General features: G+C 52.3%; 23 protein-coding genes and 1 other RNA gene. 11 read left to right on the top strand and 13 right to left on the bottom strand.

Annotated features, from left to right (window positions below):
* The first annotated feature begins 288 nt into the window (after positions 1-288).
* A complete protein-coding gene (locus JQN73_RS13145) occupies positions 289-1,392 on the top strand; it encodes a collagen-like triple helix repeat-containing protein (RefSeq protein ID WP_205319342.1) in 1,104 nt (367 codons plus the stop codon).
* A 53-nt stretch (positions 1,393-1,445) separates the two neighbouring features.
* Positions 1,446-2,276 (top strand): OmpW family protein, encoded by an 831-nt coding sequence (locus tag JQN73_RS13140; RefSeq protein ID WP_205319341.1) that lies wholly within the window; start codon positions 1,446-1,448, stop codon positions 2,274-2,276.
* A gap of 403 nt (positions 2,277-2,679) precedes the next feature.
* Here the strand turns inward: JQN73_RS13140 and JQN73_RS13135 are convergent, their stop codons facing one another.
* Positions 2,680-2,964: a hypothetical protein gene (locus tag JQN73_RS13135; protein WP_205319340.1), complete on the bottom strand. Its 285-nt coding sequence runs from the start codon at positions 2,962-2,964 to the stop codon at positions 2,680-2,682.
* Positions 2,965-3,063: 99 nt separating this feature from the next.
* Here JQN73_RS13135 and JQN73_RS13130 point away from each other — a divergent pair, with 99 nt between their 5' ends.
* The 9 genes from JQN73_RS13130 (at position 3,064) to lgt (ending at position 11,891) form a co-directional block, all read left to right on the top strand.
* The gene (locus JQN73_RS13130) at positions 3,064-5,763 is read left to right on the top strand and encodes a LuxR C-terminal-related transcriptional regulator (protein WP_205319339.1); all 2,700 of its coding nucleotides are present in this window, start codon (positions 3,064-3,066) and stop codon (positions 5,761-5,763) included.
* A 243-nt stretch (positions 5,764-6,006) separates the two neighbouring features.
* Entirely contained in the window at positions 6,007-6,750 is a 744-nt protein-coding gene (locus tag JQN73_RS13125) for a GntR family transcriptional regulator (RefSeq protein WP_205319338.1), read from the top strand.
* On the top strand, positions 6,747-7,526 hold the full coding sequence (locus JQN73_RS13120; RefSeq protein WP_205319337.1) for a transporter substrate-binding domain-containing protein: 780 nt from the start codon (positions 6,747-6,749) through the stop codon (positions 7,524-7,526). Before JQN73_RS13125 ends, JQN73_RS13120 begins: the two co-directional genes overlap by 4 nt.
* 140 nt (positions 7,527-7,666) lie before the next feature.
* On the top strand, positions 7,667-8,347 hold the full coding sequence (locus JQN73_RS13115; protein WP_205319336.1) for an amino acid ABC transporter permease: 681 nt from the start codon (positions 7,667-7,669) through the stop codon (positions 8,345-8,347).
* The gene (locus JQN73_RS13110; protein ID WP_205319335.1) at positions 8,344-9,000 is read left to right on the top strand and encodes an amino acid ABC transporter permease; all 657 of its coding nucleotides are present in this window, start codon (positions 8,344-8,346) and stop codon (positions 8,998-9,000) included. The genes JQN73_RS13115 and JQN73_RS13110 overlap by 4 nt, the downstream gene beginning before the upstream one ends.
* Positions 8,981-9,709 carry an amino acid ABC transporter ATP-binding protein gene (locus JQN73_RS13105; RefSeq protein ID WP_205319334.1) on the top strand — a complete coding sequence of 243 codons (729 nt, stop codon included), beginning with the start codon at positions 8,981-8,983 and terminating at the stop codon, positions 9,707-9,709. Before JQN73_RS13110 ends, JQN73_RS13105 begins: the two co-directional genes overlap by 20 nt.
* Before the next feature lie 131 nt (positions 9,710-9,840).
* Positions 9,841-10,077 carry a TIGR04438 family Trp-rich protein gene (locus JQN73_RS13100; RefSeq protein ID WP_205319333.1) on the top strand — a complete coding sequence of 79 codons (237 nt, stop codon included), beginning with the start codon at positions 9,841-9,843 and terminating at the stop codon, positions 10,075-10,077.
* 101 nt (positions 10,078-10,178) lie between these two features.
* Positions 10,179-11,075, top strand: coding sequence for a LysR substrate-binding domain-containing protein (locus JQN73_RS13095; RefSeq protein WP_205319332.1), 897 nt, complete (start codon positions 10,179-10,181; stop codon positions 11,073-11,075).
* Positions 11,076-11,891 carry a prolipoprotein diacylglyceryl transferase gene (gene lgt, locus JQN73_RS13090; protein ID WP_205319331.1) on the top strand — a complete coding sequence of 272 codons (816 nt, stop codon included), beginning with the start codon at positions 11,076-11,078 and terminating at the stop codon, positions 11,889-11,891.
* Positions 11,892-11,991: 100 nt separating this feature from the next.
* Here the strand turns inward: lgt and JQN73_RS13085 are convergent, their stop codons facing one another.
* From JQN73_RS13085 to JQN73_RS13030, 12 genes are all read right to left on the bottom strand, one after another.
* Complete coding sequence (locus JQN73_RS13085; RefSeq protein ID WP_205319330.1) at positions 11,992-12,906, bottom strand: tripartite tricarboxylate transporter substrate binding protein; 915 nt, start codon at positions 12,904-12,906, stop codon at positions 11,992-11,994.
* Positions 12,907-13,135: 229 nt separating this feature from the next.
* A complete protein-coding gene (locus JQN73_RS13080) occupies positions 13,136-13,930 on the bottom strand; it encodes a class II aldolase/adducin family protein (protein ID WP_240162253.1) in 795 nt (264 codons plus the stop codon).
* 425 nt (positions 13,931-14,355) lie between these two features.
* Positions 14,356-14,820 carry an EVE domain-containing protein gene (locus JQN73_RS13075; protein WP_205319329.1) on the bottom strand — a complete coding sequence of 155 codons (465 nt, stop codon included), beginning with the start codon at positions 14,818-14,820 and terminating at the stop codon, positions 14,356-14,358.
* 65 nt (positions 14,821-14,885) lie between these two features.
* Positions 14,886-15,064: non-coding RNA, 6S RNA (gene ssrS, locus JQN73_RS13070), on the bottom strand.
* A 46-nt stretch (positions 15,065-15,110) separates the two neighbouring features.
* Positions 15,111-15,422, bottom strand: a complete 312-nt coding sequence (locus tag JQN73_RS13065) for a cell division protein ZapA (RefSeq protein WP_205319328.1) — start codon at positions 15,420-15,422, stop codon at positions 15,111-15,113.
* On the bottom strand, positions 15,419-15,658 hold the full coding sequence (locus tag JQN73_RS13060) for a DUF904 domain-containing protein (RefSeq protein ID WP_205319327.1): 240 nt from the start codon (positions 15,656-15,658) through the stop codon (positions 15,419-15,421). The genes JQN73_RS13065 and JQN73_RS13060 overlap by 4 nt, the downstream gene beginning before the upstream one ends.
* A 131-nt stretch (positions 15,659-15,789) precedes the next feature.
* The gene (locus JQN73_RS13055; RefSeq protein WP_205319326.1) at positions 15,790-16,308 is read right to left on the bottom strand and encodes an FUSC family protein; all 519 of its coding nucleotides are present in this window, start codon (positions 16,306-16,308) and stop codon (positions 15,790-15,792) included.
* A gap of 226 nt (positions 16,309-16,534) precedes the next feature.
* Complete coding sequence (locus JQN73_RS13050) at positions 16,535-16,759, bottom strand: formate dehydrogenase subunit delta (RefSeq protein ID WP_205319325.1); 225 nt, start codon at positions 16,757-16,759, stop codon at positions 16,535-16,537.
* Positions 16,760-16,850: 91 nt separating this feature from the next.
* Positions 16,851-17,696, bottom strand: coding sequence for a formate dehydrogenase accessory sulfurtransferase FdhD (fdhD, locus tag JQN73_RS13045; protein WP_370551241.1), 846 nt, complete (start codon positions 17,694-17,696; stop codon positions 16,851-16,853).
* Positions 17,697-17,714: 18 nt separating this feature from the next.
* Positions 17,715-20,582: a formate dehydrogenase subunit alpha gene (fdhF, locus tag JQN73_RS13040; protein ID WP_205319323.1), complete on the bottom strand. Its 2,868-nt coding sequence runs from the start codon at positions 20,580-20,582 to the stop codon at positions 17,715-17,717.
* A 147-nt stretch (positions 20,583-20,729) separates the two neighbouring features.
* Entirely contained in the window at positions 20,730-22,331 is a 1,602-nt protein-coding gene (locus JQN73_RS13035; protein WP_205319322.1) for an NADH-quinone oxidoreductase subunit NuoF, read from the bottom strand.
* Between the two features lie 23 nt (positions 22,332-22,354).
* Positions 22,355-22,822, bottom strand: a complete 468-nt coding sequence (locus tag JQN73_RS13030) for a formate dehydrogenase subunit gamma (RefSeq protein ID WP_205323352.1) — start codon at positions 22,820-22,822, stop codon at positions 22,355-22,357.
* Positions 22,823-22,877 lie beyond the last annotated feature (55 nt).

The raw sequence follows: 22,877 nt of genomic DNA, 5'->3' as shown, positions 1-22,877 counted from the left end.
ATGACTTTAGGTAAAAATCAAGTACCAATGCAGTTTATTTTATTCGTGAGCGCTTACCAATGCACCCTGGCTTAAAAGCGCGGACTATCCCATTAATGGATAGACGCGTCGATTTACCTCCAGCGCAATATAGTCCGATTGGACGATATTCCCCGGCAACGTTCATCGGTACATTGATCCAAACTGCACAAACTTGCTCTTATACAAGCACACCAGCAAAAGTTGAGTTTGTCACAAATCAAACAAAATCAAACAGATAGTGAATATCTGAAAAAATCAGGAGACCCAATGTACTTAATTCACAAAAAATCAGTTATTTTTACCGCAATTATTGTTGCGCTCTCCACACTCAGCTTGACTGGCTGCGGTAGCACCGGCTCTGGCTCGGTCGGTCCCGGAGCGAGCAGTACTCCGGGCACCGCTGTTCCTGCGGCTGCACCGATCGCTCAAACCGGTAACGCGGTCAGTCAAACCGGCTCAACCGTTTCTGACGTCGGCAATCTGATCGGTACGACCCCATTGCCGATTCCGGGGATCGCTACCACGCAAATGGATCTCGGCAATACCGTCTCAAGCACCGGCCAGATCGTGACAGCGCTGGGGAACGGTGTCAGTAACGGCATCGGGCAAATGGGCACCAATCCGAACTCCGTCGGCACCACGGTTGCCAGCACCGGAAACGTCATCAGCGGCGCTGGGGTCACGGTAGGAAATATCGGCCAGCTAGCCACCGATTCCGGCGCAGCTGGCAGCCCGTTGCAACCGTTAAGCCCTCTTACAGGTCCGGTCGGATCGGCCCTCAATAACGCGGGAGTCTCGATTGATAGCGCTGGTCAGTTAGCTGCTCTATCGCTTGCTACCGGCCCCGTGGAACAGGTTACACAATCAATGAGCAGTGCGATCACGCCACTTGCGGCAACCCTTTCCAGCACCACCCTGACAATCGGCCAGACCACCGGTTTGGGCCAGCCGATTGCAGGCGTGATTGCCACTGTCGGCACGGGTATCAGCGGCGCGGGTACGCAAGTCGGTGCCAGTTCCAGCAACGTTCTGGTCAAAGATATTGGCGGCATCATCACCACGTCTGGCGGCATCGTCAGCAGTACCACAGGACTGATCACCACAGGCGGCGGCGCAGCTGGTCAATCGACCGGTCCGCTGAGCGCGCTTACTTCGCTTGGCTCGGCCGCAGGCGGTAGCAGTCCACTCGCCCCCGTCACCAATCTTTTGTCGTCTGGATCAGGGACAACCTCCGCCGCAGGGTCAGCTTCCGCCAGCAATCCGCTAGCCCCTGTGACCAGCCTTTTGTCGAGTGCATCCGGTTCAGCATCTGTCAGTAGCCCGTTGACGCCAGTGACCGGGCTATTGGGAAATGTCGGCAAGCCGCATTAAAGCGATTTCAGCTTGGATAGCAGCAAAAAAATAAAAAAAGGGAGATAAAAATAATGAAAGTAAGTCGTTGCATCGCCGCTTTAACAATTAGCCTGATATCGAGCGTGGTGGCAGCGCAAAAAGCCGGTGACACCGTGGTTAACGTCGGTGGACTTTATATCAATAACGCAAGAAGTAGCAGCACGCCGTTGCACACGGATCTGGGAGTCTCTTTGTTGACGCAGACCACCCTCCTACCCCAACATTTCGACTCACCCGGGACAAACCTCAAGGTCGGCAACGCGGTGACGCCATTGTTGACCGTAACGCATTTTGTTACCGATCACATCGCCGTCACCAGCGTCGCCGGATTACCGCCAAGATTCGATATTTACGGCAGCGGAACCGTCACCACCCCCGGCGTTCTTGGTGCGGCGGTGCCTCCCGTTGTGCTTAACAAAGCTGGCAATAATCCGGTAGCAAACGTCATGCAGTGGAGTCCGACGCTGTTATTTCAATATTATTTCCGCGATCCGAAAGCAACCTTTCGTCCTTATCTGGGGGCGGGCGTGAGCTACAACTTCTTTACGCACGTCAAACTCAACGACAATTTTACGCAGGACCTGAAAAACACCGGCGGTTACCTGGCATTCGTTTCGACCGGTAGCAACGCCACGACAGTTCAAGCCAAGGCGACGTCATCGTTCAGACCCGTTTTGAATGGGGGCCTGAGCATTGCGTTCGACGATAACTGGTCTGGAAATCTCGGCGTATCCTATCTTCCATTGCAAACGGATTCGATCATCACTGTAAAGGACAAGAACGGCAATACTGTATTGACCAGCACCGCAAGACTGAATATTCCAGCAATTGCCACCAATTTTTCGCTGGGCTATAAGTTTTAAACTCACGCAAATTCACGAAAACTCACGCAAACTCACGCAACTTACGCATAAGCCGCGTCGCAGGTAAATCGACCAAACCGCTAACCTGCGACTTTCGGACCAGAAAACAACACTGCGGCATTAAAAAAGACGGCACTGCTTTATGTACAGCGCCTGAAAATCTTCCGTCTTTACCAGTCTAAAAGTCAGACCAGGATCACCGCTTGCCCCTCAGGCAGCATTCCACAGCGTTGCCATTCGACCTCCCCGCCACGCGCCCTCGTCTGTCCTGGCATCTTTTTGTTTTTTTATTCTTCGAATAACATTCACGCGCATTTCCCGCGGGAAATTTTGCGATAGAATCACCATAATTGGTAAAAATTGAATAAAAAATGGCGCTAGCCAGGTAAGTGTCAGCATTTTTTTAGTTATTCGGGCGACCTATGCCGTCGTCCGAAACTGACGAATAGTCTGCTCGTGGAGTTGCGATGATCGAATGAGAAGCCGGAATGAAGAAAAAGTTTCTCTTATGCAATTCAATTTTACTGCCTGATAATGCCATCGAACCGATCGGTATCGCTTGTCCGTTGGCAGTATGTTCTGCCGCTGAAAAGCCGGTCATAGAGGCTATCAGTGGCATTAAAATCTCATCGAAACCCAGCATAAACATGGTGCTGGCATGACAAAAAAATCCACAGGCATAAAGCATTTCCCACCATCCAAATTTAGCCCCCCGTCGAATTCACTCCTTTTCATCACTCGCCAGCAAGTCGTTGACCGGATGCTTCGCGCCGATACGGTAAAGCTCATGATCATTGATGCGCCTGCAGGTTTCGGTAAGACCACGCTATTACGTTCCGTGTATAAACTGCTGACGTCTGAACAACAAGCAGTCGCTTGGTTAACATTGGATACAGGCGACAATGATCTCGATCAATTCGCGTATAACCTGACTCAGGCGCTTCAAAAAATGCTTCTTGCTACGCGCATCTTTTCTGAAGTGGTGGCAACTGAAAAAAGCTATGAGGATCTCAGTCAGTCCACCGCCGGATTGTTGGATGCCGTCATCGCCACCGCGTTGCCATTCGTGCTAATACTCGATGAATTCGAGACCCTGCATAGCCCCGCGGTGCTGTCGCTTATCCAGCAAACTATTGACACGCTGGGAACCGGGCAGCAGATCATTATTGGCGCACGCGGTAAGTCGCTATTGAACCTGGCGCGGCTACGTGCGCGTCAGGAGTTGCTTGAATGCGATGCGATACACTTGCGTTTTAGTCTCCAGGAAACCACTGAATTCCTACGTGACAAGCGCTGCTTGACGCTCGCCGATCCGGAGTTAAAACGACTTCATGAGATCACCGATGGATGGCCCGCAGCGTTATGGCTGGCATCGCTGGCACTTGAAAACAATCCTGATCCACGTCAATTTGTAGAAACATTTTCCGGGTCAAACAGCACCATTGCGACGTATCTGGCCGAGGACGTACTTTCTCAGAAACCGCAATATTTGCAGGAATTTATTTTACAGACCAGTATCCTGCAACAATTTTGTATCGAGAGCTGCAACGCCATCACGGGACGCGATGACAGTCAGCGCCTGCTGGAGGAGGTCGAACGTTCAAATATGTTTATTGCCCCGCTGGATGAGCAACGCAAGTGGTTCAGTTATCACCCGTTATTTTCCACTTTTTTGCGTTCTCAGCTAGAACAAAAATATCCTGGCTTATCGCGCACTTTACATCGTCGAGCGTCGAATTGGTATCTGCAGCAGGATCGACCGATACCCGCGATTGATCACGCGGTCCTGACGCAAGATAAAACGCTGCTGTTGGAATTACTCGAACAAAAAGCGGAATCGTTACTGCTGCAAGGGCGGGTGCGATTACTCGCGCGCTGGTTCGATACACTGAAAGGAACGACCCTGGAAGGCAATCAAAAGTTAATTTTTGTCTATGCCTGGGTTCTGATTCACACCAATCGCAGCGCAGAGGCACTGGCGCTACTGGAGGCAGTTGGCAGTAATGATATCGCCGACGACGTGCACTCTGGTTCTACCAAGCGCATGTCGTATGCTGCGTCGATGGCGTTGCGTACATTCAGTCTGGTCATGCTGGACAGGATCGAGGAAACCGCCCCGATTTGGGAGGGTGCCCAGGTGTTGCAAAACGATGCTTACGCGCCCTTCTTGCAGACCATGCTAATGATCGGTTGCGCCTATTATTACGCCACCATCGGTCGCCATCAGGAAGCACGACTGGCCCTCGACCGCGTCACGCAACAATACTCAACTGGCAGATCGCTGTTTGGCGGCGCCGTGGCCGGCTATATGAATAGTATGCTTGATATGTTGCAGGGTAAATTTCGCTCCGCAGCGGCGCGACTGCATCTTCTGATCGGAGAACAACGGCCTCCCGGCATGGGTAGGTACGGTGCCGACAGCGGTTTTTCCAGTCTCTATCTGGCCGAGATCTATTATGAAACCGGCATGCTGGACCAAGCCAGGCGACTGTTAAAAATGTATCTCCCGTTGGTGAAAGAAGCTGGCATGCCGGATCATTTGATCGCCAGTCATTTGATTTATGTGCGGATTTTGCGCGCAGAAGGAAATGGTAACGACGCTCTGCAAACCCTGTTTGATATGGAGCATCTGGGGTTACAACGTGGACTTACGCGGCTGGTGGACATGGCGCGTATCGAGCGAGCGCGTGGTGCCATGCTGGAACAAGATTTGGATACTGCAAAAGAGATGCTTGCATTAATTAACCCTGTATCGGTGAATGCGCATCCTGATTTTCAACCGATCGCAAATGATATCGATAGCCCCACGCTCGCTTTGTTAAGAATGCAAATCCATAGCGGACAGGCGCTTGGTGCTGTCCCGTTATTGAAGGAGCATTTGGGCGATGCCGTGCGCCGGGGGCGTGTGCGATATGCGCTCCGCACCAAAGTGCTGTATGCAATGGCAATGGGCTTCGCCTCAGTTCAGGCGGAAAGCAAAGGCCTGGCGTTGGTCAAGCTTGCGGAAGCGTTGATCGAAGCGCAGCCGGAAAATTTTGTCCGTATTTTTCAGGATGAAGGTCCCGCGCTACTGCGACTAATCGAAGAATTACTGACCGCCCTGCAAAATCTACCGCAGGGTAAGTTATATGCAACCTTCACACTGCGCGACCAGAATGTAATACGTTTATTCGCAGAAAAAATTATCACCGCGCAAAATACGTCGCGCAGCAATCCCTCGGAACCGAAGTTCGAACAAGTCGGCCCAATGGGTATGGATAAGAGCAGCCGCCCCGCTACCCCTAAAATAAGCGGTGCCGTCACTGAGCGCGAGCGCGAAGTTTTATGGCTGTTGGCAGAAGGCCATGGCAATCAGGTCATCGCAGAGAAACTGTTTGTCTCGGTCACCACCGTACGTGCGCATTTACGTAATATCAACCAAAAACTCAATGCGCATAATCGTACCGAGGCAATCGCCATCGCCCGCAGGCGTGCAATTATTCGGTGATACCATCATTTGGTCTTTTAAATGCGCCTTTTATCAACGCACGAACTTTCCATGAGGAAATATTATTTCTCTCAAGAAAATTCAGCTAGTTCAGCGATCCAAATAAGGGCGTAATTCCCCTTTTTAGGGAGACTAATCCCGGTAATAATGCCAACTTGGTGAATCTGGTACATCAATCTTGTATATCAGATTGGTGTATCAGTCTTGGCCCTCACCTGGCATACGACTTGCTCATACCAATGCATGACAGTCGACCTCCCCAAATCATCAGCCCAGATCGCGCAGCGGATTACCGATGCAATGCTCGCGCAAAAACTCGCGCCGGGCACGCGCTTGGGCGAACAACAACTTGCTGAACTATTCGACGTCAGCAGGACCCAGATTCGCGAAGCTTTGACACGATTGGTGACTCGCGGAATCGTCACCGTCAGTCCGCGTCGCGGCTGGTATGTAATTTCACCGACGCCCAAGGACGCCCGCGACGCGTTCGAAGCACGCCGGGTTCTTGAGCTTGGATTACTGCGCCATGCACGCCCCATCAGCTTTGACGCGGTGCGACTTTTGCGCCAGCACGTCGAACGTGAGCAGGCGGCGGTGGACAGTGACGACGTCGCCACGCGCAGCTATTTGCTGGGCGATTTTCATGTGTGCCTCTGTGAATCGTTTGGCAATACGTTATTGGCCGACACATTACGCGACTTCACTACCCGCACGACGCTCACGGCGATGCTGTATCAATCAACACACCACGCCCGGCAATCGTGCGCAGAGCATGTCGGCATTGTCGTAGCACTGGAAGACAACAATCTGGTACTCGCCGAACAACTGATGCATGCGCATTTATGCAACGTCGAGGCTGGTCTCAATCAATCGGTGCGAACCGATACGCTCTCGCCATTGCACCACGCGTTGGCACCGATGAACGATGCCACGAACCGGCAGTCCACACCGATTTTTCCTATCCCCGTTAAAGGACCTTCAAAATGAAACTACCGCGTATCCTCCTCGCCTTAATGGCTGTGACCACTTTCGCCAGCACAACGGTCTATGCCGACGCGCTAGACCAGATTACTAAAAGTGGCGTTCTGAAAGTCGCAGTGCCGCAGGACTTTCCACCTTTTGGATCAGTCACCAGTGATCTGACACCGCAAGGGCTGGACATCGACGTGGCTAAAATGATTGCCAGGAAAATGGGCGTCAAAATCGAACTGATTCCGGTCACCAGCGCCAATCGTGTGCCCTACCTTCAAACCCAGAAAGTCGACCTGATTATTTCCAGCCTGGGGAAAAATCCGGAACGTGAAAAGGTCATCGATTTCAGCGCGCCGTATGCGCCCTTTTTTAACGGCGTTTTTGGTGGTGCGGATCAAAAGGTCACTACCGTGGCAGATCTCGCTGGAAAAATCGTGGGCGTTACGCGCGGTGCGGTCGAAGATCTGGAATTGACCAAGATCGCTCCGGCCAGTACGACCATCAAACGCTACGAAGACAATAACGGCACCATCAGTGCGTTTCTGTCAGGTCAGGTGCAGTTGATCGCAACCGGCAACGTCGTTGCAGCTGCAATCATCGCCAAGAACCCACCAAAGAAGCCAGAAACAAAATTTCTGATTAAAGACTCGCCGTGCTCAATCGGGCTTAACAAGGACGAAAAGAAATTGCTCAATAAAGTCAATGCGATTTTGGCAGAGACAAAGAAAGATGGCGAATTAAACGCTATCAGCGTGAAGTGGCTCGGTCTGCCATTGCCTGCCAATATGTAATCCGATATCGGGCGCCAGCGATCCCAGTTTCTCAATGCCGTCTGTAACCTGTTTGCAAATTAGTAAGAGCAAGAGACCAGAGATCGCTGTATAACCATATTAACGACGATTCACGTAAACCGGCTTAGAGGCAAAAAGCAATGCGTTATCACTTCGATTTTCTGGCACCGTTTGACTATACCAGCGTGATCATCAAGGGCGTTCTGGTCACGATCGAACTGATCGCGATTGGCGGCGTTTTGGGCATAGCTGTCGGGATTTTTGCGGCGTGGGCACGGACCCAGGGCCCGCTATGGTTGCGGCCTCTGGTCAGCGCCTACGTTGAACTGATCCGCAACACACCGTTTCTGATTCAGCTATTTTTTATTTTTTTTGGACTTCCCGGTATCGGCTTACATATCACCGAAATGCAAGCCGCTTCGCTCGCCATGGTCATCAATTTAGGTGCGTATAGCTGTGAAATTATCCGGGCTGGCATCGCAGCCATTGCACGCGGTCAAATCGAGGCCGGTCAGAGTCTGGCGATGACCAGAATGCAGATATTTCGCCATGTCATTTTACCGCCCGCCTTACAAAAAATCTGGCCGGCATTAACCAGTCAGGTGGTGATTGTGATGCTTGGCTCAGCCGTGTGTTCGCAAATCGCCGTGGAAGAACTTGCGTATGCAGCCAACTTCATCCAGGGGCGTAACTTCCGTTCCTTTGAGTCCTATCTGCTATCGACGGTGATCTATTTGATCCTGGCTATCGGATTGCGTCAATTACTGCGATTAATCGGTCATTGGCTATTTGGCCGACCTGCAACAGGGAGCGCCGCATGATTTCATTTTCGCTCTGGGACATCGTGCGCAATCTGTTACTGGCGTTACGCTGGACCGTACTCCTCTCCTTAACCGCGTTCGTGCTGGGTGGCTTGCTTGGTCTGATGATCTTGTTTCTTCGCACTTCCAGGCAGGTCTGGTTAAGGCGGGCGACCAAACTTTATATCGAATTATTTCAGGGAACACCGTTGCTGATGCAATTGTTTCTGGTTTTTTTCGGACTCGCATTATTTGGTCTGGAAGTTCCCGCGTGGCTCGCCGCTGTCATCGCACTGACCTGCTGGAGCAGCGCTTATCTGGCCGAAATCTGGCGCGGCTGCGTCGAATCGATTCCTCGTGGTCAGTGGGAAGCCTCGTCCTGCCTGGCAATGGGTTATCTGCAGCAGATGCGTCACGTCATATTGCCGCAAGCCTTCCGCATGGGAATTCCACCGACTGTTGGTTTTAGCGTGCAGATCGTGAAAGGGACAGCCGTCACTTCCATCATCGGTTTCGTCGAACTATCAAAAGCCGGGACCATGATTACCAACGCTACGTTTCAACCGTTCACAGTATATGCACTGGTCGCGCTGATGTATTTTGCGTTGTGCTGGCCGCTTTCCAAATACAGTCAGTCTCTCGAAAGGAAATTCAATGCCGCTCATCGCAATTGATAATGTAAAAAAAAGCTTCGGTACCAATCAGGTCCTCAAGGGCATCAGCCTTAATGTGGAACCGGGTGAAGTTATCGCCATTATCGGTAAAAGCGGCTCTGGAAAAAGCACTTTGCTGCGCTGTATTAACGGTCTCGAAACCATTGATGAAGGCAACATCAGCGTCGCCGGGTCGCATTTGGGAAGTACGGAAATTGAACTGCGCGCTTTACGCCTTAAAGTTGGCATGATTTTCCAGCAGTTTAACCTGTTCCCCCATTTGTCGGTCGGCCGCAACGTCATGCTGTCGCCGATGATCGTCAAGGGCACCACAGAAAGCGCGGCCCGCAAATCGGCTGAAGAAAACCTGGCACGGGTAGGGCTTGCCGAGAAGTTCGATGCGTTTCCCGATCAATTATCGGGTGGTCAACAGCAACGGGTTGCCATTGCCCGCGCGCTAACCATGCAACCGCAAGCCTTGTTATGCGATGAAATCACCTCGGCACTCGATCCAGAACTGGTCAATGAAGTTCTTAGCGTGGTACGTGGCCTGGCCAACGAAGGTATGACACTACTCATGGTGACGCATGAAATGCGTTTTGCTCGCGAAGTCTGCGATCGCGTGGTCTTCATGCACCACGGAAAAGTCCATGAAATCGGGCCGCCGGAAGACATTTTTGCGCATCCGAAGACCCTCGAACTGCAACAATTTTTAGGCGCTGGCGCTTAATTCGGGAGACATGCTTCGCAGGTCCATTCCAATTTCCACCGCGCAGGGTCACATTCCGTGTGCGTTGACCCGTAACGCAATACAACCTATCCTGCGTTATTCCCAAAAGAAAATCGTGCGAAGGAATTGCAATGCTGCTTATCATCGTCATCGTTGTGCTGGTCGCCCTTAAGTATTTTGCCATTGGTCCCTTTGCAGATATTTCCTGGTGGTGGGCGGCTGGTCTGATGGCGATTGCCTTCGTTTGGTTTGAGTTTGTAGAACGCATCATCGGGTTCGATAAACGACGCGCACACGATCAAATGGATAAAGTTCGCAAAGATCGGGTGGATAAAATCTTTGGAACAAAAAAAGGCCCCAAACGTTAATTGCGCGTGCTTACTGTTAAGAGTGCGTCCAAAATTGCCTCTGTTCACTCACGGTCGCCACGATTCGATTATGATTCCCCCTGGATGAACATGGATATCATATGTCGGTAGAGATGCGGCAATTACGTTACTTCGTCGCCGTTGCCGAAGAAAAGCACTTCGGTCGCGCCGCGATTCGGCTGCACATGACGCAGCCTCCCCTATCGCAAGCTATACAAGCGCTGGAAGCCGATATCGGTGCGCTGCTGTTTGCGCGTACCAAGCGCAGCGTCGCCCTCACCCCGGCAGGTCTGGCCCTGCTGCCGGAGGCGCGCCGCATCTTGCAACAGGCCAGCATCCTGCCCGATCTGGTACGCCGTGCCGCCACCGGCGAATCCGGATTGTTGACGCTGGCATTCGTATCGACAGCGGATTACAGCATTTTGCCGCCGTTGCTACGTGAGTTCCGCGAGGCTTTTCCGCATGTTGAGATCGATTTACGCGAATCCACCAGTGATCTTCAGCTGGAACAATTGGCGCAAGGACAGATTGATGCAGGTTTGTTGATTCCGCCACTCCCGGATCAGGCCAAGCGCGGGCTGGACTATTTGCCGGTATTATCAGAGCCGTTGATTCTGGCCGTCCCCTCCGGGCATAAGGCATTGCGCGAAAAAGGGAAATTACGTTTGAGTGCCTTGAGCGATTTACCGCTAATCATTTTTCCTCGCAGAATTTCCCCCGGCTTTCACGATACGATACTGGCGTGTTTCCGAAATGCCGGGCAAACGCCGCATATTGGACAGGAAGCGATTCAGATGCAAACCATCGTCGGTTTAGTCTCGGCTGGCATGGGAGTTGCGCTTGTGCCACAATCGGTGTCCAATTTAAAGCGCCCCGGCGTCGACTACCGCGAACTGGAAGATGCTACCTCGCAAATCGAAACCGGCCTGGCGTGGCGAAAAGACAATACATCGCCCGTATTGCAAGCCTTTTTAGAGTTACTACGAAAGAAACAATAAATGCTGATACATCCAATGCCCGATCCGATTGCATTTTCTCTCGGCCCGCTCCATGTACGCTGGTATGGCCTCATGTACTTATTGGCCTTTATACAATTTATAGGGGTCGGAAGAATCCGCATTAAACAACCGCACATTGCGGCAGCAGGTTGGAAAAAAGAAGATTTGGATGACATGCTTTTTTATGGCGTGCTTGGGGTCGTCATCGGCGGCCGTCTGGGTCAGGTCTTTTTTTACGATCCTGTCTTCTACTTCCAGCATCCCTCGCAAATCATAGCTGTCTGGAACGGCGGGATGTCATTCCACGGTGGTTTCCTGGGCGTGCTCCTGGCGATGGCCTGGTGGGGCCGCAAGAAAGGTCGCAAGCTGATGGACATCATGGATTTTATCGCACCGATGGTACCGCTAGGTTACGCCGCCGGACGGCTGGGGAATTTTATCAATGCAGAATTACCAGGCCGTGTAGCCGATGCCTCGCTACCGTGGGCGATGATCTGGCCGAACGTCGATAACCTGCCGCGACATCCGTCGCCAATTTATCAAATGCTGGTAGATGGTATTTTACTATTTATCATATTGTGGTTTTTCTCCCGTAAGCCGCGCCCGCGAATGGCGGTCTCAGGAATGTTCAGCTTGCTGTACGGTTGCGCCCGCTTCTTCACCGAATACTTCCGCATTCCGGACTATAACGTGACGTTTGAAGGAATCACCATATCGGCCGGACAGATGCTGTCGATACCGATGATCATTCTGGGGATTATACTGTTGGTGCTGGCCTATCGAACGCCGCGTTTCGCGGGAAGCCCCGGCAGTTAAATTGAAACGTGCGGCGTAGTCAGGAATCAAACGTCCGGAACGATTTTACGATCCGGATTTTTTTGTCCAACTTACCGGTCTGCGAAATATACAGAAAGTTCTACTCCGGCTGAATCCCTGCGGCGCGTATCAGACCTGCCCATTTGCCCTTTTCGGCTTGAATAAAAGTGGATAGCTCCGCAGGTGTACTGAGCGCAACATCGATCCCGATTTTTGCAAATTTGGCGCGTAGTTCCGGGCTATCGAGGGCTTTAATGATGGCCGCATTGAGTAGCTTCACAATAGCGGGACTGGTCCCTGCACGCACGCACATGGCAGTCCAGGCGACGACTTCATAACCGGGCAAGCCCGACTCAGCGATCGATGGCAATTGCGGTAAGATCGCGCTTCTACGTGCGGTTGTCACGCCTAGAGCGCGCATCCTGCCGGCCTCGACTTGCACCAGCGCAGACGGCACATCGGCGAACATGACCGAGATAGTGCCGTTCATCACATCAGTCAGACCCGCCGCGTTGGTCTTGTACGGCACATTCAACATGTCCACCCCCGCCATCCGCGCAAAGGTGCTGCCAGCCACCTGACCGGTCGCATTTGCGCTGGCATACGATAATTTACCGGGATGTGCCTTGGCATAAGCGATGAGTTCCCGAACCGAATGCACTGGAAGCCCGGGCGTCACCACCAGTACAAACGGCAGTAATCCGACACGGGTGATGGGCGAAAAATCCTTCGACGGATCATAAGGCAACGTTTTCATCAAGCTGTTGTTAGCAGCGAGCGTCGTCGTGCTGCCATAAAACAGGGTGTAGCCGTCTGCCGCCGTGCGCAGCGCTTCTTGCGCGCCGATAATGCCATTCGCGCCCGGTCGATTGTCGATGATGACCGGCTGACCCAATTCGAGGGTGAGCTGCTGACCCAGTATGCGCAAAGAGGTATCACCCCCTCCACCAACCCCAAAGGGGGCAACAATCCGAATCGGATTCGCAGGATATTTCTGGGCCGCACTAGATTGCATAACGCCAGCGAAACCCACAAGACACACCAGCGCGCCAGTCACGTATTGCCTGATCTGATGACTGCAGCGTGGGCCAAGGTGTCGAAGAAGTTGCTTTAAAGGATGGCACAGCAATACCGGTGCGCGTGTTCTCGTTACGATCATTATGGCTTACGTCTCAGAATATTATTTTTTGTCCATCGTTGTCGCAGCGACCTGCACCCCTGCCAACTTACATCAGCTAAGCCAGCTACACCAGGGCCTGGTAACGGATTCCGGCCTTTTGCAGCATGGCGTTGAAAATGTCTATCGGCAGCTCATCCGGCTGCGGCTGTCGAATTGCGGCTTCCCGCTCTAACGATTCTTCGTATACTTGAGCGGGAATCGCCTGGTTTGGTCCTTGCAGCGCATCCATCGCTACTTGTAATTCACAGGCGCGCTGCAACCGCCAGTAATGCATGAAGGCCTTTTCCACGGTGTACCCGACGGCGAGCAGACCGTGCGTGCGCAAGATCAGCATGTTCTTATCGCCGAGACTTTTGACCAGACGCGGCCGTTCGCTTTCGTCCGTCGTGATGCCCTCGAAATCGTGATAGGCAACGCGTCCCTTCAGCCGTACGCTCACCAGATTATCGTAGCGCAAGCCGTCCTGTTTACCAGCAACCGCGGAACCGGCCAGCGTGTGCGTATGGATCACACAATGTGCATCATCACGGGCCGCATGAATCGCACTGTGGATGACGAAGCCTGCGCCGTTGATCGGGTATTTCGAAGGTTCGACCTTGTTTCCGGCGAGATCAATTTTTACCAGATTCGAGGCCAACACCTGGCAATAATGCAACCCAAACGGATTGATGAGAAAGTGCGTATTAAGCGCCATCGCTGGGTCATTCACGCGTAAGGTAATGTGATTGTAAATAAGTTCGGTCCAGCCAAACCAATCAACCAGTCGATAGAATGCAGCCAGCTTAAGTCGCGACTCCCACTCTTCAGCGTCCATGTGTTCAGGCCGCATAAGTATTGCTTCTTGCAAATCAGAGTACATAAATTGTTCCTTGATGCATTTGAGGACGCACGAACCGGCACATGTACCGACGCACGGACCGACGCATGGACCGATGCATGAACCGAGCTATACGCCACTTCAGGAGGGTCTTGATGATTGTTTTAAACAATAAAATGCTCGCCACTCGATATTCTCATTTTTGGGCTTTTCCTAAAGAAATTTTTTCTAATAGGTATACATTAGAAAAAATTATAGGTTGCTTGAAAAGGTCGAAGTAGACTTACCTCTGTATCCCATGGGAAACAATAAGCATCAGCAGCGCTAACCCAAGAATCGAAAGGACCAGGGGCTGACGTGGGAGTGCTGTCGGCCTACGCATAATGATGCGCGAAAAATCGGAGAGGGGGAAAGCGGAGGCGTCGTAGCTAAACAAAAAAATGGTGAGCAATGAATATTAATGGACGTTATGCGTCCTTAAGCATTTTGATCACGCAACGCCATTCGGTTGTGGACACGGGCGTAATGGAAAGTCGGTTCCCGCGCCGCAGGATTTGCATTTCCGATAGCGTCGGTTCCGCACGTAATGTCGCGAGACTGACGAGTGGCGTCTTTTTAATAGCGCGCACATCGACCAACATCCAGCGCGGGGTTTCCCGCGTGGCTTTGGGGTCGTAGTACTTACTTTTGGAATCGAATTGCGTGTCGTCCGGATAGGCGATGCTCGCGACTTCCGCAATCCCGGCAATACCTGGCTCGGCACAGCTGGAATGATAAAACAGTACACCATCGCCCACTTGCATAAGGTCTCGCATAAAATTGCGGGCCTGATAGTTCCTTACACCGTACCACGGAAGAGTGTGATCCGGCAGCGCCAGCACATCATCGATGCTGGCATCTGACGGTTCCGATTTCATAAGCCAATATCGCATAACGCGGCCGTCCTGGAAAATCAAAAGAAAAAAAGCAGCTGCATCTACATGCAACTGCTTTCGAATTGATTCCCGCTGTGCCGCTTTGCCGGCATCCTGAACCAAGAAGGTTCAAGTTGGCTACAGTTAGTTCAATTTCGGGTTCATCGAACTAGCGACGATCACTCCCATCGAACGATATCCCGTAACCGCTGCGTAAAAATGGTTCAAGGAATTATGGCAATGGCGAACACGGCAGGAGTCCTAAGTTTACTCCAAACGTTCTTCATGTCAAACACTTTGGTAAAAAATTAAAACAGCACTTCTTGCGAACCCAAAGCATCATCCAGCACCGTGTGCATGGCCGTGATTTCCTGCTGTACTTCCGCCATAGTCAGATCGGACAGAGGACCGTCAGGGGCCTTTGCCGATAACAATTCTGCGGCCAGCCCAAGCGCTGCAATAACCGCAATGCGATCATTGCCGCGTACTTTTCCGCCATCCCGAATCGCACTCATCTTGCCATCCAGATAAGTAACGGCTTGCTGCAGCGTCGCTTCTTCTCCAGCTTTGCACGATAATGTATAAGGTTGGCCCATAATCTGGACGCTTAACTGTGTCATGCATTCTCCTGAGCTTGGGGCTGAACCAGCGGCTCATCTTGCGGCAGCGCGGGCATTTTTTCGAGTAGTGCCGCAACCCGTCGGTGGGCTTCGCTGATACGTTTCACAAGGTCGGCGTTCTCGCTTACCAACGTGGAACCGCTCTTACGAAGAGCCGCATTTTCGTGGCGCAATGTTTGGGTTAATTCGGCTAAAAGCCGGATTTTTTCGGATAATTGGTGAAATTCTGAAATCATGTCGTCACTATAGTGTTGCCGATCAATCCACGTCAATAGATTCGATCAAGGATTTTGCCGTCGTATTGCCATCGTATTGCAGTCTATCCGAAGTCGTCCACGAACGCGACAATTCAGGCGACCAATCTGCTTTAAGGCAACTCCTTATTTTCGTTAGAAATGTGCCTAATCACAAAACCATACGCCAGCGTTTGCAATAAGGCCACGCTGCTACCTGCCAACACCTCGCCGACCCGCAACAAGGCAAGGTGCAACTCTTCGTGCAGGCCCGTTCCTTCCACCGCCGCGGACATAAGAATGACCACGGTCGCCGGACCAAGGCGCCAATTGGCAGGATAGTTATGTAATAACATTGCCGCCAATACAGAGATTGCCAATGCGACCAACATGGAAAAAAAACTTGGACCAAGTATCACCAGCGTTAAACAGGCAACAACCGCACCGTTAATGGTATTGATTACCCGCGCCTTGAAATTCGACTTGGCCAGCGTGATATCGGGTTCAGTCACGACAATTAAAGATATCATTGCCCAATACGGCTCGGGGATCCCTGCTGCGCGCAAACCGTACCAGGAGATTAACGAACCGGTCATTATCTTGATGAGGTACAAAAGTGCGTTTTTTCTGGGACTGATGAATTGTAGGTCCATTGAATCCATGCGCTATAGACGGAGGGCATAGACTAGCACTACACGCGATTGAAGGCACGCATAATCCTGTGCCGATCATGAATTGACCGCAACGAGGATAGTTAAGCTGAGAGAAATCAAAAGACCACCAGTTCGGGAGACGAAGATGGTGGTCTTGCAAAAATCAGGCGATCTCACCGAGAGCGGTCTAATTTACCGGTCAGGTCGGGGGCACTGCCGTAGAAATCTAACGCATTGCCTCGGCGTGCACCCGTATCGTTTCTCGTACAATTTCTTTCAATTCATTTTCTTGCTGTTCCTCCGCGTATTTCAACAGAGCGGAACGCATGCGCGGCTCCCACGAGCGTTTGATATGCCCGGCGAAATCGGTCATTGCCTGAGGACGATTCGGCATGGTTTCAAAAAAAGCACCGATTTGATTAGCCATTTTAATAAGGTGATGTAAGTTCATTACTTTCTTTCATTCGCCGATATTGTCGTTATTTTTCAAATTGCACTGCAGGTACGTAATCGTAGTCAGGCGTGCTACTGCGAAAGCAGGATTATTCCATCATCAGGCGACGTCCATTGGCGTAGACCACATGCGATGTTTCCCGCATGAAGCCTAACAGGGTCACATCGGTCTGCTGTGCCAGTCTGATCGCTAAAGCCGTCGGTGCCGAGATCGCCGCAATCATGCCAATTCCCATGGTTGCGGCTTTCTGCACCATTTCATAACTTGCCCGACTGGTAATCAGAACTGCACCACTAGCAAAATCGTGCTTATCCGCGGCCAATGCACCGATCAATTTATCCAGCGCATTGTGTCGTCCCACGTCCTCTCGCACCAGCAACACATCGCCATTTTTTTGCACCCACGCTGCTGCATGGGTTGCGCCGGTGGCCTGCTGCAAGCGTTGTTGTTGCTTCATCCGGTCGACCGCTGCGTGCAAAACTTTCGCCGAAAAGCCCGCACTAGACGTCACCGGCGGCGGCGTCCGAATCGCCTGCGCAAGCGTTTCCGCTCCACATAGACCGCAACCGGTACGCCCGGTCAGATTACGACGCTTCTCTTTCAATGTCATAAAGCGTTGAGACGCGATCTCCATCTGTACTTGAATGCCGTCGATAGCAGTGACAATTTCGCAGCCGAACAGCTCGCTGGGATCGGCAAGAATGCCTTCCGTCAATGAGAAACCCAACGCAAAATCTTCAAGATCAGCTGGCGTCGCCATCATGACCACATGCGAAATTCCGTTGTACTCCAGCGCAATCGGTACCTCTTCGGCGACCACATCTGCAACCGACATTACCTGACCATCGCGCCATTTTTCAATGTTCACGTGCGCGCTGGTCGGGTGTAGATGGCCACCAGAATTGGCATCACCGCTTGATACTGAACCACGCATTGACATCAAACTCCCTATTTATTTAACATGTGCCACAGTTGCCGCCTCCGCCGTCGCCCCCTGTAACAAGCGCAGTTGCTGTTCCGTCACCTGGCTAAAGTTCTTCTGCCATTCCGACGGTTGCGTCACTGGCATTACCTGCACCGCCGTCACTTTGTACTCGGGACAATTGGTCGCCCAGTCAGAGTTGTCGGTAGTGATCACATTCGCGCCTGACTCCGGATGATGGAACGTGGTGTAGACCACACCCGGTTGCACCTTATCGGTCACGGTTGCCCGCAACACCGTCTGGCCTGCGCGGGATTCAATTCCCACCCAATCATCTTCTTTGATGCCGCGATCTTCCGCATCATGTGGATGAATTTCCAGTCTGTCTTCGCTATGCCACTCAACGTTCTCGGTACGGCGCGTTTGCGCCCCCACGTTATATTGCGACAAGATTCGGCCGGTCGTCAAGATCAGCGGAAATTTCATTGTGACTTTCTCGTCTGTCGCAAAATATTGAGTATTAATAAATTTACCTTTACCCCGGACAAATTCACCGATATGCATGATCGGCGTGCCTTCCGGCGCCGCATCATTACACGGCCATTGCAAACTGCCGGCCTCATCGAGCTTCGCATAACTGACGCCTTTAAAGGTCGGGGTCAATGCGGCGATCTCGTCCATGATTTCCGACGGGTGGCTGTAATGCATCGGATAACCCAATGCATTGGATAACGCAACCGTGACTTCCCAATCCGATTTGCCAGCCTTGGCAGGCATCACTTTACGTACCCGTGAGATGCGACGTTCGGCGTTGGTGAAAGTGCCGTCCTTTTCGAGGAAGGATGACCCGGGCAAAAACACGTGCGCGTATTTAGCCGTTTCATTCAGGAAAAGATCCTGCACCACGATGCATTCCATCGCCATCATCGCGGCAATCACATGCTGCGTATCGGGATCTGACTGGACAATATCTTCACCCTCACAGTACAGACCCATAAAGCTGCCATCCAGTGCTGCATCGAACATATTAGGAATTCGCAGACCTGGCTCCGGACTCAACGGGACGCCCCAGGCTTCCTCAAATTCGGTGCGCACTGTTGTGTCGGACACGTGCCTGTAACCCGGCAGTTCATGCGGGAACGAACCCATATCGCAAGAACCCTGGACGTTATTCTGACCACGCAATGGATTCACACCCACGCCATCACGACCAACGTTACCGGTCGCCATCGCCAGGTTGGCGATGCCAATCACCATGGTCGAACCTTGTGCGTGCTCAGTGACGCCGAGACCGTAATAGATTGCGCCGTTACCGCCGGTCGCAAACAGACGTGCTGCACCGCGTAGCTCTTCGGCAGAAACGCCGGTTACTTCCGCCATTGCTTCCGGCGAATTTTCTGGACGCAAAACAAACTCACGCCATTCTGCATAGGACGTGGTATCGCAGCGTTCAGCCACGAAAGCAACATCTTCAAGGCCTTCCGAAACGATGACGTGCGCCAGCGCAGTAATGAGCGCGACGTTCGTACCTGGGCGTAATTTCAAATGATAATTCGCCTCCACATGTGGTGATTTAACCATTTCGGTGGTGCGAGGATCGACCACGATCAACTTGGCCCCCTGGCGCAGACGGCGCTTCATTTGCGAAGCAAAGACCGGATGCGCGGCGGCTGGATTGGCGCCGATGATCATGATGACATCAGACTGCATGACCGAATCAAATGTCTGCGTACCAGCTGCTTCACCTAACGTTTGCTTCAAGCCGTAACCGGTCGGTGAATGGCACACGCGGGCGCAGGTATCCACATTATTATTACCGAAAGCCGCACGGACCAGCTTCTGGACCAGATAGGTTTCTTCGTTGGTGCAACGGGAGGAAGTTATCCCGCCGATAGAATCTTTACCGTGCTTGGCCTGGATTCGACGGAATTCGCTGGCTGCATACCCTAACGCTTCATCCCACGACACTTCGCGCCATGGATCGGTAATCTTGCTGCGAATCATCGGCTTGGTCATGCGGTCTTTATGCGTCGCATAGCCCCACGCAAAACGTCCCTTCACACACGAGTGGCCATGGTTGGCCTTGCCGTCTTTATGCGGCACCATGCGCACTACTTCGTTGCCTTTCATTTCAGCCTTGAACGAACAGCCGACGCCGCAATACGCGCACGTAGTGATCGCACTATGTTCGGCCTGGCCCATCATGATGACGGTTTTCTCGGTCAACGTTGCAGTCGGACAGGCTTGCACGCAAGCGCCGCAGGAGACGCATTCCGATTCCATGAAACTGTCCAGCTGTCCAGCCGAGACGCGTGACTCAAACCCCCGTCCGTCAATGGTCAACGCAAAAGTACCCTGGGTTTCCTCGCAGGCACGGACACAACGGTTGCAGACGATACACTTGGAAGGATCGTAAGTAAAATACGGATTCGATTCGTCTTTTTTCAGCTTCAGATGATTGGCACCTTCATAGCCGTAACGCACATCACGCAGGCCAACTACACCAGCCATATCCTGCAATTCGCAGTTCCCATTGGTTGGGCAGGTGAGGCAATCCAGCGGGTGATCCGATATATACAATTCCATCACGCCACGACGTATATCCGCCAGCTTAGGCGTTTGCGTTCTGACTTTCATGCCCGGTTCGCAAGGGGTTGTGCAGGATGCCGGATAACCTCTTTTGCCGTCGATTTCCACCAGACACAAACGGCAGGAACCGAACGGTTCCAGACTATCAGTAGCACACAATTTTGGTACGTTCACGCCGGCTTCGACCGCCGCCCGCATGACGGAAGTGCCTGCGGCGACCTCCACCGTGACGCCGTCAATCTCGAGCATTACTAATTGCGCGGAGACTTTTTCTGGCGTGCCGTAATCAAGTTCATTCATCTGGTTCATGGCTGCATCCTTTAACACCCGGGAAGGTGGAATGACCTAAGGTCACTGTATGTAATTATCAATGAAGACTGTTACTGCAAGATTGCAAAACAGCCAGGGATGGATGCATCAGTGCGACCCACCCCGCAATGCGGTTCAAGCAGTAACTTATTGTTCAGCAACCTCTTGTTCAACTTCGATACCAAAATCTTCGGGGAAATTATTCAATGCAGACAACACCGGAAGCGGTGTCATATTTCCCATTGCACACAATGAACCATTGATCATCGTGTCACATAAATCACGCAGCAGATGGACCTCTCGTGGGCGGTCAAATCCGCCGCTTGATCCAGCCACTATTTTGTCGATCACTTCCACACCGCGGGTCGAGCCGATACGGCAAGGAGTACACTTTCCGCACGATTCGACGGCACAAAATTCCATCGCATAACGCGCCTGTTTTGCCATGTCGACACTGTCGTCGAATACCACGATGCCGCCGTGTCCGACGGTGCCGCCAACCGCACTAAAACTCTCGTAATCAATCTTGGTATCGAATAGCGATTCCGGTAAATACGGCCCCAGAGGTCCACCAACCTGCACCGCGCGTATCGCACGACCACTGGCGGTTCCTCCGCCAAAATCAAACAACAATTCGCGCAAGGTCACACCGAAAGCTTTCTCTACCAGGCCGCCGAATTTGATATTGCCAGCCAGTTGCATGGGCAACGTACCGTACGAGCGTCCAATGCCGTAGTTTTTATAAAACGCCCCGCCACGGGAAAGAATAATCGGTACGGAGGCCAGGGAAATGACATTATTGATCACCGTCGGTTTGCCGAACAGACCTTCCAGCGCTGGCAGCGGTGGTTTGGCACGGACGATGCCGCGTTTGCCTTCCAGGCTTTCGAGTAAAGCGGTTTCTTCACCGCAGACGTAAGCACCAGCACCTTTGCGGACTTCCAAATGGAACGTTTTCCCTGAATCACAAATATTCTGGCCGAGATAATGACGGGTGTTGGCAACCGCAATCGCTTCGTTCAATGCTGCGATGGCATGCGGATACTCAGAACGGACATAGATGTATCCTTGCGTTGCACCCACGGCCAGAGCTGCAATCGTCATGCCTTCTATCAATACAAAGGGATCGTCTTCCATCACCATACGATCCGAGAACGTGCCGGAGTCACCTTCATCAGCGTTACAGACAATGTACTTTTGTCCCGCCCGTGCGTTGGCGACCGTCTTCCATTTGATACCGGTAGGAAAAGCGGCACCACCCCTTCCACGCAGACCGGAATCGAAAACCTCCTGCACCACCGCCTCAGGCGTCATCGCCAGCGCTTTTTGCAGGCCGACGTACCCTTCATGCGCCAGGTAATCGTCAAGCGAGACCGGGTCGGTAATACCAACGCGGGCAAACGTGAGCCGCTCCTGTTTTTGTAAATAGGGAATCTGATCAACCAGACCCAGTGCTAGCGCATGGCTGCCACCGTTAAGAAAATCGGCATCGAATAAGGCAGCGACATCCTCTGGCTCGACCGGACCATAACCAATGCGACCGGCCTCAGTGGCGACTTCTACCAGCGGTTCAAGCCAGAACATCCCGCGCGAACCGTTACGGATTAATTGGATCGCCACACCACGTCGTGCAGCTTCCGCCACAATAGCGGCTGCAATTTCATTAGCACCGAGTGCAATCGCGGTGGAATCGCGCGGCACATAAATCGTCACTGCGGTGGCACGCACAGCGTTTGCGTTAATATTCATAGGGGATTCCAGGGTGATGGCCATCAGAGGTCTCTCCGGGCTTGTACCAATCGATTGAATTTGTCAGTCGAAACGCGTGCATACAAGTCATCGCCAATCATGATATTCGGACCCGACGCACATTGGCCGAGGCAATACACCGCCTCGAGCGTGAACTGCTTGTCGGTGGTGGTACCGTGATAATCGCAACCTAATGCTGCTTTTGCGTGGACCTCAAGGCGCTCCGAACCACGTGACTGACAGGCTTCAGCACGGCAAATCTGCACTACGTGTTTGCCAGCCGGGTGTTGACGGAAATGGTGATAATAACTAATCACGCCATGCACTTCAGCGCGCGACAAATTGAGTTGATCTGCGATCATTGGCACTACGTCGGAAGGAACGTAACCGACTGCATCCTGGATCGCGTGCAAAATTGGCAGCATTGCGCCCGGCAGTCCCTTTAACTCGCCAATGATGGCGGCGACCTGGGCTTTTACTGCTGCCGAAATCGCAGGTTTTAAGTCAATTTTGGCGCCCGTCTTCGCGTTCACCAGATGCAGCGGA

This window comes from Glaciimonas sp. PAMC28666 (assembly GCF_016917355.1).
In the GTDB taxonomy this organism is placed as follows: domain Bacteria; phylum Pseudomonadota; class Gammaproteobacteria; order Burkholderiales; family Burkholderiaceae_D; genus Glaciimonas.
Note: the sequence above shows the minus strand (reverse complement) of the source record. Positions and strands in the feature narration are given on the sequence as shown.